A 12,227-nucleotide genomic window follows, 5' to 3' on the forward strand; every position below is an offset into this window, starting at 1 on the left:
GTCGTCATGCCGCCACCGGAGAGGACGAGGCCGAGGCCGTGTTCGTCGCCTGGAGAGATCTGAGGTTCGCCAAGGGGCGTTTCGCCCTGATGGGAGCCGTCATCGTGCTGATCGCCCTGCTGGTCGGGCTGTTGTCGGGACTGACCGCCGGGCTGGGCCGGCAGAACGTCTCCGCGATCACCGGCCTGCCCGCCGACCGGATCGCGTTCGGCGCGCCCGGGGAGGGCCGGGACCTGTCCTACTCCGACTCCACCGTCACCGAGGAGCAGTTGCGGCGCTGGGCGGCCGCGCCGGGGGTCCGCGCGGCCGAGCCGCTGGGCATCGGCACGACGCGGGCGAGCGCGGACGGGCGCCGTGCCGCGGTGTCCGTCCTCGGCGTCCGGCAGGGCTCCCCGCTCGCTCCGGACAGCGCCACGCTGAAGGGGCCTGCCGCCGTGCTGTCGGCCACGGCCGCCGACGACCTCGGCCTGCGGCCCGGTGACGCCTTCGACCTGGCCGGGCAGCGGCTGACGGTGACGGCCGTGCGCGGCGACGCGTCCTTCAGTCACACTCCGGTCGTCTGGACGAGTCTCGCCGTCTGGCAGCGGACGGCGCCCTCGGCCGGGGCCCGCTCCGGCGCGGTCGCGACCGTGATCGCCCTGCGCACCGGTGCGGACACCGACCCCGCCGCCGTCGACCGGGCGGCCGGCACACGGACGGTCTCCAAGGACGACTCCCTGACCGCGATCGGGTCGTACGCCTCCGAGAACGGCTCGCTCCAGCTGATGCGCGGCTTCCTGTTCGCGATCTCGGCGCTGGTCGTCGGGGCCTTCTTCACCGTCTGGACCCTGCAGCGCGGCGCCGACACCGCCGTGCTCAAGGCACTCGGCGCGAGCACCTCCCACCTGCTGAAGGACGCCCTGGGGCAGGCGCTGGTCCTGCTCACCGGCGGTACCGCGGCGGGCACCGTGCTCGCCGCCGCGATCGGTGCCGCGGTGTCCGGGTCCTCGGTGCCGTTCGTGCTCACGCCCTCGGCCCTGCTCGTTCCGGCCGCCGTGATGGTCCTGCTCGGGGCGCTCGGGGCCGCCCTGTCCGTCCGCCGTGTCACGTCCGTGGACCCGCTGACCGCGCTGGGGAGCGCCCGATGAGCCTGAAGCTGACCGACGTCGTCCTCACCTACCCCGACGGCGACGGCCGGATCACCGCCCTCGACCGGGTCCGTCTGGACGTCCCCGCGGGCACCCTGACCGTCGTGGCCGGCCCGTCCGGCTCCGGCAAGTCCAGTCTGCTGGCGGTCGCCGCCACCCTCGTCACCCCCGACGCCGGGACCGTCACCGTCGACGGCACGGACACGACGGGCCTGACCCGCGCCGAGCTCACCGAGCTGCGCCGGCACCGGATCGGCATCGTCTTCCAGCAGCCGAACCTGCTGACGTCGCTCACCGCCGTGGAGCAGCTCCAGGTGATGGCGCACATCGACGGCCGCTCCGCCTCCCGGGCGCGCGGCCGGGCCAGGGACCTCCTCGACGCGGTGGGGCTCGCCGGCCAGGCGCACCGGCGGCCCCACCAGCTCTCCGGAGGGCAGCGCCAGCGCGTCAACATCGCGCGGGCGCTGATGAACGACCCCGCGGTGCTCCTGGTCGACGAGCCCACCAGCGCCCTCGACCACGAACGCGGCGCCGCCGTCGTCGGGCTCATCGGCCGCCTCACCCGCGAGCGGGGCACCGCCACCGTCCTGGTCACGCACGACCCCGCCCATCTCGGCGCGGCCGACCGGATCGCCGAGGTGCGCGACGGCCGGGTCACCGGCGCCGGGGTCTCCGGGCCGGCCGGCTGACGCGGGGCGGGGCCGGGCCCGGCCGGCCGTCGCGCGGGTCCGCCCCGCTCACCGCCCGTCCCCGGCCGGTGGCGTCTGCCCGGGACCGGCCTGCGTCCACTCGGCCCCGGTGCGTCGGCGGAACTCGGCCACGGCGCTCTCCACCGTCGGGAAGAAGTGCCGCGGGTCGATGGTGCGGGTGAGCTCGTACGCCTCGATCTTGCGGCGGACGGGGTCCTTCAGTTCGGCGAAGACCAGATGGACGTGGTCGGCGTTGAGGGCCTCGTCGAGTTCCTCCAGCACATCGGCGGCGGTGGTGTCCACGTCCGTCATCGGCTCGGCCGCGACGACGATCCACTCGGGCCGGGGCTCGGTCCGGGCGAGCCGCAGCACCTCGTCGCGGAAGGTCTTGGCGTTGGCGAAGAACAGCGGACCGTCGAAGCGGTAGATCACCAGACCGGGCAGCCGCTCGGCCCGCGGATAGGACCGTACGTCGTGAAAGCCCTCCAGGTCCGGCACCCGGCCGAGGACGGCCGCGTACGGCCACCAGGCGCGCCGGAAGACGTTGAGCACGGACAGGCCCACGGCGATGGCGATGCCCGGCAGCACGCCCAGCAGGGCCACGCCGAGGAAGGCCGCGACCGACAGCAGGAACTCCGTGCGGCGCTGGCGCCACAGCCGTACGCTGCCCGCCACGTCGGCGAGCGACAGCGAGGCGGTGATCACGACAGCGGCCAGGGCGGGCTGGGGCAGGTTGCGGAACATGCCCGGCACGAGCAGCAGCATGAGGATGATCAGCGCGGCGCCGACGACTCCGGTGAGCTGGCTCCTGGCGCCCGCGCGTTCCGCCACCGCCGTGCGGGAGCCGCTGGTGCTGACGGGGAAGCCCTGGAAGAGGCCCGCGGCCAGGTTGGCGACGCCCACGCCCATCATCTCCTGGTTGCCGCGGACCTCCTGGCCGGTGCGGGCGGCGAAGGCGGACGCGTTGGAGATCGTGTCGGCCAGGGAGACCAGGGCGATGCCGAGCGCCCCGCCGATGAGCGGGGCGAGATCGGAGGCGCGTACCTCGGGCAGGGTGAACGGAGGGAAGCCCTCGGGCAGTTCGCCGACCAGGCTGACGCCGTGCTCACCGAGGTCGAAGACCGTGACGGCGGCGATGGCCAGGACCACCATGACGAGCACGGCGGGCACCTTGGGCACGACCCGCTGGAGCAGCAGGACCAGCACGATCCCGGTGATGCCCACGGCGGCCGCGGCCGGCACCACCGCCCCGTCGGCGATCTCCTGCACCAGCCCGACGCACTCCCCGACCAGGTCGTCGGCGTCGGCCTTGAAGCCGAGCAGCTTGGGCAGCTGGCCGATCAGGATGGTGAGGGCCAGGCCGTTCATGTAGCCGATCATCGTCGGCTTGGAGATCAGGTCGGCGATGAAGCCGAGCTTCGCCACCGAGGCCAGGATCATGATCCCCGCGACCATGATCGAGAGCATGGAGGCCAGGGCGACCGCGCGGCCGGGGTCGCCGTCGGCGGCCACCAGGGGCAGCACGGTCGCGGCGATCATCGGCCCGAGCGAGGAGTCCGGGCCGAGGACGAGGATGCGGGAAGGACCGCACACCGCGTACCCGAGCAGACAGAGGATGGTGGTGTACAGGCCGGTGATGGGCGGGAGTCCGGCGAGTTCGGCGTAGGCCATGCCCTGCGGGACGAGCAGGGTGGTGAGGACGACGCCCGCGACCACGTCCTTGGTGAGCCATTCCCGCCGGTAGGTCCTGGCGGCCCGGACTCCGGGGACGGCGTTCAGCCGGGTCAGGACCGTGCCGCGGAGCGGGCGTTGCTCCCGCCCCTCGTCCGGCGGACCAGGATCGGAGGGTGGACCGGTCCTGTCGTCCGCCATCGCTGTCCATCCCTCCGGCTCGGGCCGACAGCCCACCCGAGGGGGGCCTCCCCGGCCGGGAGCGGCTCAGGGGACGTCCGAGGGTACGCCGACACGGTCATTCTGGGACCTCGGCCGCAAGATCGCCCGCCGGACGGGCGCACTCGCCGGCGCGGTGTCACGGCCGGACTCCGCCCGCCCGGACGCGGGCGCGGGAGGGTGCCATCGCCCAGCGGATCCCGGCGGTCACGGCCGTGCCGAGCGGCCGCACGCACAGGTCCTCGGCGACGGTGATCCGGGGCAGCCTCAGTTCGCGCGAGGCCCAGTCGGGCAGCAGGGAGACGGCGTTGGCGGCGACCACGGCGTACGGCAGCCGGGCGAGCAGCGGCACGGGCGGCCGCAGCAGCAGGAAGCGGGCCGTGTCGCGGGCCTCGGGTGTGGCCCGCAATTCGTCCCGGTACTCGGCCAGCCGCCGGTCGAGTCCGGCGCGGTCGGCCGGCGGGTCGGGGACGCCGAGGGCGGTGGCGATGCGGGCCATGTCGGCGACGTAGCCGTCGCAGCCCGCGGCGTCCAGCGGGTGGGCGCCGTAGCGCTGGTGGGCGCGCAGGAAGCAGTCGACCTCCGCGATGTGCACCCAGCACAGCAGATGCGGGTCGGCGGCCGCGTAGGAGCGGCCGTCGGCCGCCGTGCCGCGCACGGTGTCGTGCACGGCACGCACCCGGTCGCAGGCCCCTTGGGCGCTGTCGGCGGGACCGTAGGTGGTGACGGCGAGGAAGGTGCTGGTCCGTTGCAGCCGCCCCCAGGGGTCGCCGCGGAAACCGGAGTGTCCCGCCACGGCGGCCATGGCCAGCGGGTGCAGCGACTGCAGGAGCAGGGCGGCCAGTCCGCCGGTGAACATCGAGGCGTCTCCGTGCACCCGGCGCACCGGCCGGTCGGGGCCGAACCAGCGGGGTCCCGGCGAGCCGTGGATGCGGGCGCGGTTCGCCGGGCCCTCGGGTCCGGCCACCCGGGAGAAGATCGCCTCGCCGACCCGGTCGCGCACGGGGCCGAGCTCCGGCAGCAGTCGCATGGGCGGTGGCCTCCCTGTCGTGAGGGCGCCGGGACGGCGCCCTGCCCTACACGTACCCGGCGCGCGGGGTGCGTGCCCGTCCGGGACGGGTCGGGGGTGCGGCAGCACGGTGCCGCGCTGTGGGAGCCCGCTCGTGTCCAGGGCCGTTCGGCCCCATGTCGGCCGCGGGGCCTGTGAGGTTCTCCACCGCCGTTTCGCCCCTTTCAAATGCGAATCGCAGATGAGCATTTGGTAGCGTCACAGACATGCGGTTGACGAAGTTCTCCGACCTGGCGCTGCGCGCCGTGATGCGGCTCGCGGTCTGCGAGGAGGACGACTCCCCCACCACCCGGGAGGTGGCCGAGGCCGTCGCCGTGCCGTACGCCCACATGGCGAAGGTGGTCAGCCGGCTGCGGCAGCTCGGGGTGGTCGAGGCACGTCGTGGACGGGGCGGCGGACTGGACCTCACCCCGTTCGGGCGGCGGGCGTCGATCGGCTGGCTGGTGAGGGAGTTGGAGGGTGAGGGGGATGTCGTGGCGTGCGAGGGAGATCCGCCCTGTCCGCTGCGGGGCGCCTGCCGGCTGCGGGGCGCGCTGCGCACCGCTCAGCAGGCCTTCTACGCCACCCTCGATCCCCTGACCGTCGGCGATCTCGTGGGTCCGCCGACCGGGCCGGTCCTCATCGGTCTGAGCAGCCGTCCCGACTGAACCGTCCGTTCACAGCAGCACGCCGTACCGCGATGACGCGCGCCCGAAAATACGAAGATCAAATACCAATTAAGGGAGTCTCCATGCTGTCCGAGCAGTCCGCGCCGGTCGTCCGCGCCACCCTCCCCGTCGTCGGGGCCGCCATCGGCGAGATCACCGGCCGCTTCTACTCACGGCTGTTCGCGGCCCACCCCGAGCTGCTGCGCGACGTGTTCAACCGCGGCAACCAGGCAAACGGCGAGCAGCGGCAGGCCCTGGCGGGCTCCATCGCCGCGTTCGCCACCGCGCTGCTGGAGCACTCGGAGACCCGGCCCGACGCGATGCTGTCCCGCATCGCCCACAAGCACGCCGCCCTCGGCGTCACCTCCGAGCAGTACAAGATCGTGCACGAGCACCTGTTCGCGGCGATCGTCGAGGTCCTCGGCGAGGCCGTCACCCCCGAGGTGGCCGCCGCCTGGGACGAGGTCTACTGGCTGATGGCGAACGCCCTGATCGCCATCGAGGCCGGCCTGTACCGGGACGCGGGCGTACCCGAAGGTGCGAGCTGGCGGCCCATGGTGGTCGCGGAGCGCCACGAGGAGACGCCCGACGCCGTCTCGCTGGTCCTGCGCCGCCCCGACGGCACCCCCGCCGGCGCCTTCAGGCCCGGCCAGTACGTCAGCGTGCAGGTCGAACTCCCGGACGGCGCACGGCAGATCCGCCAGTACAGCCTCTCCGCCGCGCCCGGCGGCTCGGACTGGCGCATCACGGTCAAGCGCGTACGCGGCGGCGAGGGTCCGCAGGGCGAGGTCTCGGCCTGGCTGCACGCCCACGCGCTGCCCGGCGACGAGCTCAGCGTCTCCGCGCCCTTCGGCGACCTGGTGCTGCCGGCGGGCGACACCCCGCTGCTTCTGGCCTCGGCCGGCATCGGCACCACGCCGATGCTCTCCATGCTCGACCACCTCGCCGCCAACGGCGCCACCCGCCCGGTCACCGTGGTGCACGCCGACCGCACGCCCGCCGACCACGCCCACCACGCCCAGCAGCACACGCTCACGGAGGCGCTGCCGGGTGCCGCGCTGCACCTGTGGTACGAGAGCGCGGGCGAGGGCGAACTGCCCGAGGGGGCCCGGCTCGGACAGGCCGACCTGGACGAGGTGCCGCTGCCCGAGGGCGTGGTCGCCTACCTGTGCGGGCCGCTGCCCTTCATGCGCGCCGTGCGCGGCGAGCTGCTGCGCCGGGGTGTGCCGGCCGCCGACATCCACTACGAGGTCTTCGGCCCCGACCTGTGGCTCGGCGAGGCCGCCTGACCAGCCCGGCCGTTCCGAGGGGCGCGAGCACACGATGTGCTCGCGCCCCTCGGGCGTGTCCGCGATCAGCCGCCCAGCGTCGAGCAGTTGGACGTGGCGGGAACACCCTCGAGCCGGTCGGTGAGCCAGTCGATGGCGTCGCCCTGGTCGGTGATCAGGGGCAGGAAGTGGTTGATCAGCTTCTCGCCCAGATCGGGGATCCCGATCGGCGCGTAGGTCACGGGAGCCTGCCGGGCGCACCAGTCCGCGGCGAGCCGGCGGGCCTGGGCGTGGGTGACCAGGTTGTCGTGGGTGCCGGTGGCCACGCGCACGGGGGCGGCGGGGACGGACCCGCCGAGACGCTGCTTGTCGAGGATCGCCAGGACGGTGGGCTCGGCGGCGACGATGTCCGCGACCGACACCCCGTTCCTGGTCCATGAGGTCGACCTGGTCCCGGCGTAGCCGAAGATGCCGTTGCCGACGCAGGCGGTGGACAGGTCCGCGAGCGCCTCGACCCCCTTGTCGTTGGTGTAGGAGTCCAGGACCGGCTTCATCTCGGGGTCGGACTGGACGAGGCCGTTGACGGCCCAGCCGAGCGCGGCGGCGAGCGTGCTGCCGTCCACGGCCTTGAGCACCTCGACGAGGTCGGCGGGCGGTGCGCCCACATAGGCTCCGGCCAGGACGACGTCCGGCGCGTAGGCGGGCTGGAGTTCGGCCGCCGATCCGGTGGCTCCGCCGCCCTCGCTGTAGCCGTACAGGCCGACGGGCGAGTGGGCGGTGACCGAGGTGCCGGGCAGTGCGCGGGCGGCCCGGACGGCGTCCAGCACGGCGTGGCCGCCGTCCAGCCGGTTGACGTAGGTGTGCACGCGGTCGGTGGTGCCGAGGCCCACGTAGTCGGTGACGACGACAGCGATGCCCTTGGCGAGCATGCGGTGGACGGCCAGGTTCTCGTATCCCACGGACACCGCGCCGTCCGCGACGGAGAGCGGCTTCTCCAGCGCCTTGGACGCGGCGCAGGCGTCGCCCTGCCCCATGGTGCCGGGGGCCAGTGCGACGAGCGGACGCGGTCCGGACCCGCCCCACCTGGCCGAGGGCTCGATGTAGGCGCCGGTGACGGCGACGGGCCGGCCGCCGGAGTCCGTGGACCTGTACATGATGCGGGTGGCCGTGCCCGGCAGCGGGCCGTTGATGCCGGGCAGGCTGAGAGCGAGGGGCAGCGCCTCGGTGCGGATCAATGCCCCGTTCGTGGCCGGGAGTCGGGCCGGGGGGTCGTAGAAGCCGACGCCCGTGGAGACCTGTTGGGCGGCTGCCGGTGCGGCGGCGGCCGCCGGGATCTGGGTGGCGAGGCCGGCCGACATCACCAGGGCGACGGCCGACAAGGTCCGCCGGGCGATGGTCCGTTCACGCCGCGCTGAGCCTGTCCGTCCGGTGACGGGCCGGGCGGGGTCATGGGGAGGCGGTTGCGTGGACAGCTGAGGGGTCATGCGGCTCATTCCCTGCTTCGTCGAGGAGTCGTGGGGCGCCACGCGTCGTGGGGGCGTGGCATGCCTCAGGGCCCCACTCCGGTGCACGTGCGCGCGAGGGAACCACTGAGGGACGGGCGTGGTGCGTGGGGCGTCGGCCGGTCGGGCCTACGGCGGAACCAGGGCGCGGCGGAGGGTCCGGCCGCGACTTGTTACTCGTCGGTCAGTTGAGGAGCGTACGGACGGTGTCACTGAGTGACAAGATGTCTGCGAGAGTCATTCGAACGGCGCGGCTATCCTGACGGCTCGTCTGCGGGAGGGGGAATCGGTGCGGGAACCGGCACCGGGCGAGACCGTGCGAGGACTGCCGCCGCAGGGGCCGGCCTCGTTCGTCGAACGCCGCAAGGCCGCCCTGCGGTACGAGATCGCACGTGAGGCCGTCCGGCTGTTCACCGAACAGGGCGTCACCCGGACCACCGGCGAGCACATCGCCCAGGCCGTCGGCATCTCCGCCCGCACGCTGTGGCGGCACTTCCCCAGCAAGGAGAGCTGTGTCCGCCCGCTGCTCATGGCGGGCCTGGACACGGCGGTCGAGGCCCTGCGGAAATGGCCGGCCGATCTCCCGCTGCTGGACTTCCTCCGGCTCGCCCTCGACACGGGGGACCTGCCGGGCGCCGACCGCGCGGTGCTCGACCTCATCCGCATGACCCGCACGGAACCGGCGCTGCGGCTGGTCTGGCTCCAGGCCCACGACGACGCGCTCCCGGTCCTCGCCGACCTGCTGGCCCGGCGCTCCGGCGCCGACAGCGCCGACCTTCGGGTACGGGTGCACGCGGCCACCCTCAACTCGGCCCTGCGCGCCGGGGCGGAGGACTTCGCCCTGCGCTTCGCCGACCGCGCCGACGCGCCGGCCGAGGAACTCGTGGGCAGTCTGTACGCCGCGTTGTGTGCCGCGTCGGAGGGGCTGCCGTACTGAGGCCGGCCGGCTGGGGGGGCCGCCGAGCGGGGGGGCCGGCCTGGCTGAGGGGTCGGCCTGGCGAGTGGCTGGTCGCGCAGTTCCCCGCGCCCCCAAGAGCGCGCGGTGCGACGGGCTGCCGCCTGCGGGCCGTGGGGGGCTGGTCGCGCAGTTCCCCGCGCCCCTGAAAAGCCTGCGCAGTTCCCCCCGCCCCCAAGAGCGCGCGCGGTGCGACGGGCTGCCGCCTGCGGGCCGTGGGGGGCTGGTCGCGCAGTTCCCCGCGCCCCTGAAAGGTCGGCCGGCAGGGCACCCCCCTCACAAGGGGCGTGCGGCTCCGTCGCGCGGGCGCGGGCGACCACCGACCACCCGGGGCGTTCTCGCACCGTCCTTACAGGCGGATCACCACCAGGGCCGTGTCGTCGGTGCTGCCCTCTGCGGGGAGCAGGTCCGCGAGGAGCGCGTCGGCCAGGGCCTCGCAGTCGTCGCTCCGCCGCCGGACGAGGGTCTTGGCCAGCCGGGTGAGACCGTCGTCGATGTCCTCGCCCCGGCGCTCGATCAGCCCGTCGGTGTACAGCAGCAGGAGGGCGCCCGGGCTGAAGGGCACCCGCGCCTGGGGCCGGGCCAGCGGTTCCGGGCGGGCGCCGAGGGGCGGGTCCGTCGCGTCGTCGAGGAGGATCACCGTGCCGTCGGCGTCGAGCAGCACCGGCGGCGGGTGCCCGGCACTGCTGTGGACGAGGCTGTGGTCCTCCCAGTCGATGAACACCGTCGCCACCGTCGTCGACAGGGCCCCGTCGACGGAACGCGCGTACACCTCCACCGCGTCCAGCGCCTGGGCCGGGCCGCCTGCGATCCGGGTGGCCGCGCTCAGCGCGCTGCGCAGCTGGCCCATCGCGCAGGCCGCCGCGAGACCGTGCCCGACCACGTCCCCGACGGCCACGGCCATCCGGTCGCCGGGCAGATCGACCAGGTCGTACCAGTCGCCGCACACGTTGAGGTCACGGACGGCGGGCTTGTAGCGCACGGCGGCACGGTGGTGCCCCACGAGCCCGGGCGGGGGCATCATCGCCTCCTGGAGGCGCAGGGCGACCTCACGCTCGCGGTCGTGCGCCCGGCGCAGCCGCTCGTTGACCTCCTGCAGCTCACGGGCCCTGGTGTACAGCTCGGCCTCCAGGACCCGCGCCCGTCCGTTGTCGCCCGTCCCGCCGCGGGCCCGGATCAGCTCGGTGACGTCCTCCACCCGGTGCGCGATGAGCGAGACCTGTCCGTCGGGCCCGAGCACCGGCGCGTTGACGGGGCTCCAGTAGCGTTCCCGCCAGCGTCCGGCCAGCACCGGGTCGGCGATGTCGTAGCGCTGGAGCGCCATCGTGTCGCGCTCCCCCGTCGCCACCACCCGGTTCATCGACGCCTCGACGTCCCGCATGCCGCCGGCCGCGGCGGGGTCCTCGGTGTTCTCGGGGAAGACGTCGAAGATGTACCGGCCGATGAGCTGTTCCCGGGTGCGGTCGGACTGCCGGACGAAGTCCTCGTTGACGTCGGCGTACACCAGGTCGGGGGTGAGCAGGGCGACCATGCCGGGCAGGGCGTGGAAGACCGCCTCGTAGTCGATCTCCGGATTGTGCATACCGCCCACCTCGGCCCCGCAGTCGCTGTGCCTGTCCACGATAAGGAGGAACGCGCCGTTCGGCGCGGGTTCCGTCCTCTTCGCGAAGAACCGGTGGCTCGTCCCCGCCGCCGTTCTCCGCCTCGGGCTCAACGGCCGAATCCGTGCGGCGGTCACGAGGCGGGGCGTGAGGTGCTGGTCACGGTGGTGCGGGGCGCGCTCGGCCGGGGTCCGGAACGGGGGTTCGGGAGCGGTCCGGAACGGGGCCCGGGGGTGGCTGGCGACGCTCTGACCGGCGGTGATGTCCCAGGGTGAGGCCGCTGTCGCCGGGGAGCGGTTCCGTGGTCGCCGGGCGCGGTCTCGCGGGCGCCGGGGAGCGGTCCCGTGGTCGAGTTCGCCGCGACCGGCGAGGGGCCGGGCGGCACCCCCGGTGGCACCCCGGTGGGTTTGGTCGCACCGGCGGGCGCCAGCTCGTGCGCGCGGCTCCGGGGCGCGGGCGTCGCGTCCGCCGGAGCCGCTCCTGCGTGGGCCGGGCGTCGCCCCGGCTCCGCCAGGAGACTCAAGCTCCCGGCAGCGGGGGTCAGTTCTCCTGGATCAGGGAGAGAACGTTCCCGGCGGGGTCGGTGAACCAGGCGATGGCGGCCGGGCCGTCGCCCCCGGCGCCGCGGACGACACCCTTGGCGTCGTGTTCGAAACCGGCGTAGCGCTCGAGGGCGACACCGCGCGCCTCCAGCCGGCTCACGGCCTCGTCGATGTCGTCGACGGGGAAGTTGAGGATGGTGAAGGTCGCCGGGGTGTGGTTCGGCTTCGGGTAGACGAAGACCTGCGCGCCGCTGCCGAGCTTGAGGGTCAGCATCCGCATCTCGCCCTGCCCGGACTCCTCGACGTCGAGGCCGAGCGTCTCGCCGTAGAAGCCGCGGGCCCGGTCGAGGTCGTCGACCGAGAAGCCGCTGAAAGCCTGTGTCTGTCCGAGCATGCCGGGTGTCTCCTTCGCGGGTGACGCGTCCTGGACCTCTCAGGGCACACCAGCCGCCCCGCACCGGGTCGCACGCCACGCGTACGGCGTCCGGATGGTCGTGTGCCCTTCACCCTCCCGAAGAGACTCTCCCGAAGAGCGGGTCAGCGCCGCCGCGCACCGGAGATCACCGCGGCGTCCGCCGTCTCGCATCGGGAGGCCTCGTCCGCACCGGCGGCCACCCGCGCCACGGACCGCGGGGCGCGGGCTTCGGCGACGACGTCGGCGCGGCACGGGGGCACCGCCGCGGAGGCGGCGGCCGAGTCGATGACGGCCATCACGACGGCGGCGGCCACACACAGGAGGCCGACGGCGGTCAGCCAGACCCGGACGGCCGTGTCGGCCCGTCGCCCCGGTGTGCCGGACGGACAGCAGTCGCAGCCGCGGGTGTCCCCGGCGGCCTCGTCGATCCAGTAGGTGCCCAGCAGCCGGCCCCGCAGCAGCGCACCGGACGAACCCAAGTCGTTCATGCGCCGCTCAACGAGCCGGACCCCCGCGAGGTTC

At 74.2% G+C, this 12,227-nt stretch carries 11 protein-coding genes; 5 read left to right on the forward strand and 6 right to left on the reverse strand.

Features of this window, described 5'->3' with window-relative positions:
• Positions 1–38 precede the first annotated feature (38 nt).
• Entirely contained in the window at positions 39–1,127 is a 1,089-nt protein-coding gene (locus tag ACZ6SQ_RS07275) for an ABC transporter permease (RefSeq protein WP_469557571.1), read from the forward strand.
• Entirely contained in the window at positions 1,124–1,816 is a 693-nt protein-coding gene (locus tag ACZ6SQ_RS07280) for an ABC transporter ATP-binding protein (RefSeq protein ID WP_469557573.1), read from the forward strand. Before ACZ6SQ_RS07275 ends, ACZ6SQ_RS07280 begins: the two co-directional genes overlap by 4 nt.
• A 48-nt stretch (positions 1,817–1,864) precedes the next feature.
• Here the strand turns inward: ACZ6SQ_RS07280 and ACZ6SQ_RS07285 are convergent, their stop codons facing one another.
• Both ACZ6SQ_RS07285 and ACZ6SQ_RS07290 read right to left on the reverse strand, forming a co-directional pair.
• The gene (locus ACZ6SQ_RS07285) at positions 1,865–3,688 is read right to left on the reverse strand and encodes a SulP family inorganic anion transporter (RefSeq protein WP_469557575.1); all 1,824 of its coding nucleotides are present in this window, start codon (positions 3,686–3,688) and stop codon (positions 1,865–1,867) included.
• Positions 3,689–3,845: 157 nt separating this feature from the next.
• A complete protein-coding gene (locus ACZ6SQ_RS07290; protein WP_469557577.1) occupies positions 3,846–4,736 on the reverse strand; it encodes an oxygenase MpaB family protein in 891 nt (296 codons plus the stop codon).
• A gap of 245 nt (positions 4,737–4,981) precedes the next feature.
• Here ACZ6SQ_RS07290 and ACZ6SQ_RS07295 point away from each other — a divergent pair, with 245 nt between their 5' ends.
• On the forward strand, positions 4,982–5,422 hold the full coding sequence (locus ACZ6SQ_RS07295; protein WP_386381844.1) for an RrF2 family transcriptional regulator: 441 nt from the start codon (positions 4,982–4,984) through the stop codon (positions 5,420–5,422).
• Between the two features lie 83 nt (positions 5,423–5,505).
• A complete protein-coding gene (locus ACZ6SQ_RS07300; RefSeq protein ID WP_469557579.1) occupies positions 5,506–6,711 on the forward strand; it encodes a globin domain-containing protein in 1,206 nt (401 codons plus the stop codon).
• A 65-nt stretch (positions 6,712–6,776) separates the two neighbouring features.
• Here ACZ6SQ_RS07300 and ACZ6SQ_RS07305 read toward each other — a convergent pair whose 3' ends face one another.
• On the reverse strand, positions 6,777–8,048 hold the full coding sequence (locus tag ACZ6SQ_RS07305; protein WP_469557843.1) for a lipase family protein: 1,272 nt from the start codon (positions 8,046–8,048) through the stop codon (positions 6,777–6,779).
• 433 nt (positions 8,049–8,481) lie between these two features.
• Between ACZ6SQ_RS07305 and ACZ6SQ_RS07310 the strand changes: the two genes are divergently transcribed.
• Positions 8,482–9,129, forward strand: a complete 648-nt coding sequence (locus ACZ6SQ_RS07310; RefSeq protein WP_469557580.1) for a TetR/AcrR family transcriptional regulator — start codon at positions 8,482–8,484, stop codon at positions 9,127–9,129.
• Positions 9,130–9,496: 367 nt separating this feature from the next.
• Here the strand turns inward: ACZ6SQ_RS07310 and ACZ6SQ_RS07315 are convergent, their stop codons facing one another.
• From ACZ6SQ_RS07315 to ACZ6SQ_RS07325, 3 genes are all read right to left on the reverse strand, one after another.
• Complete coding sequence (locus ACZ6SQ_RS07315; protein WP_469557582.1) at positions 9,497–10,729, reverse strand: PP2C family protein-serine/threonine phosphatase; 1,233 nt, start codon at positions 10,727–10,729, stop codon at positions 9,497–9,499.
• Between the two features lie 559 nt (positions 10,730–11,288).
• Positions 11,289–11,684, reverse strand: coding sequence for a VOC family protein (locus ACZ6SQ_RS07320; RefSeq protein WP_469557584.1), 396 nt, complete (start codon positions 11,682–11,684; stop codon positions 11,289–11,291).
• A gap of 143 nt (positions 11,685–11,827) precedes the next feature.
• A complete protein-coding gene (locus ACZ6SQ_RS07325; protein ID WP_469557586.1) occupies positions 11,828–12,193 on the reverse strand; it encodes a hypothetical protein in 366 nt (121 codons plus the stop codon).
• Positions 12,194–12,227 lie beyond the last annotated feature (34 nt).

Source organism: Streptomyces sp. NPDC048600 (genome assembly GCF_055587025.1).

Excerpts from the sequence above, each read along its gene's own strand:
- ACZ6SQ_RS07315 (WP_469557582.1), bottom strand. The coding sequence starts at position 10,729 with ATGCACAATCCGGAGATCGACTACGAGGCGGTCTTCCACGCCCTGCCC.
- ACZ6SQ_RS07300 (WP_469557579.1), top strand. The coding sequence starts at position 5,506 with ATGCTGTCCGAGCAGTCCGCGCCGGTCGTCCGCGCCACCCTCCCCGTC.
- ACZ6SQ_RS07305 (WP_469557843.1), bottom strand. The coding sequence starts at position 8,048 with ATGTCGGCCGGCCTCGCCACCCAGATCCCGGCGGCCGCCGCCGCACCG.
- ACZ6SQ_RS07280 (WP_469557573.1), top strand. The coding sequence starts at position 1,124 with ATGAGCCTGAAGCTGACCGACGTCGTCCTCACCTACCCCGACGGCGAC.
- ACZ6SQ_RS07285 (WP_469557575.1), bottom strand. The coding sequence starts at position 3,688 with ATGGCGGACGACAGGACCGGTCCACCCTCCGATCCTGGTCCGCCGGAC.
- ACZ6SQ_RS07325 (WP_469557586.1), bottom strand. The coding sequence starts at position 12,193 with ATGAACGACTTGGGTTCGTCCGGTGCGCTGCTGCGGGGCCGGCTGCTG.
- ACZ6SQ_RS07320 (WP_469557584.1), bottom strand. The coding sequence starts at position 11,684 with ATGCTCGGACAGACACAGGCTTTCAGCGGCTTCTCGGTCGACGACCTC.
- ACZ6SQ_RS07295 (WP_386381844.1), top strand. The coding sequence starts at position 4,982 with ATGCGGTTGACGAAGTTCTCCGACCTGGCGCTGCGCGCCGTGATGCGG.
- ACZ6SQ_RS07290 (WP_469557577.1), bottom strand. The coding sequence starts at position 4,736 with ATGCGACTGCTGCCGGAGCTCGGCCCCGTGCGCGACCGGGTCGGCGAG.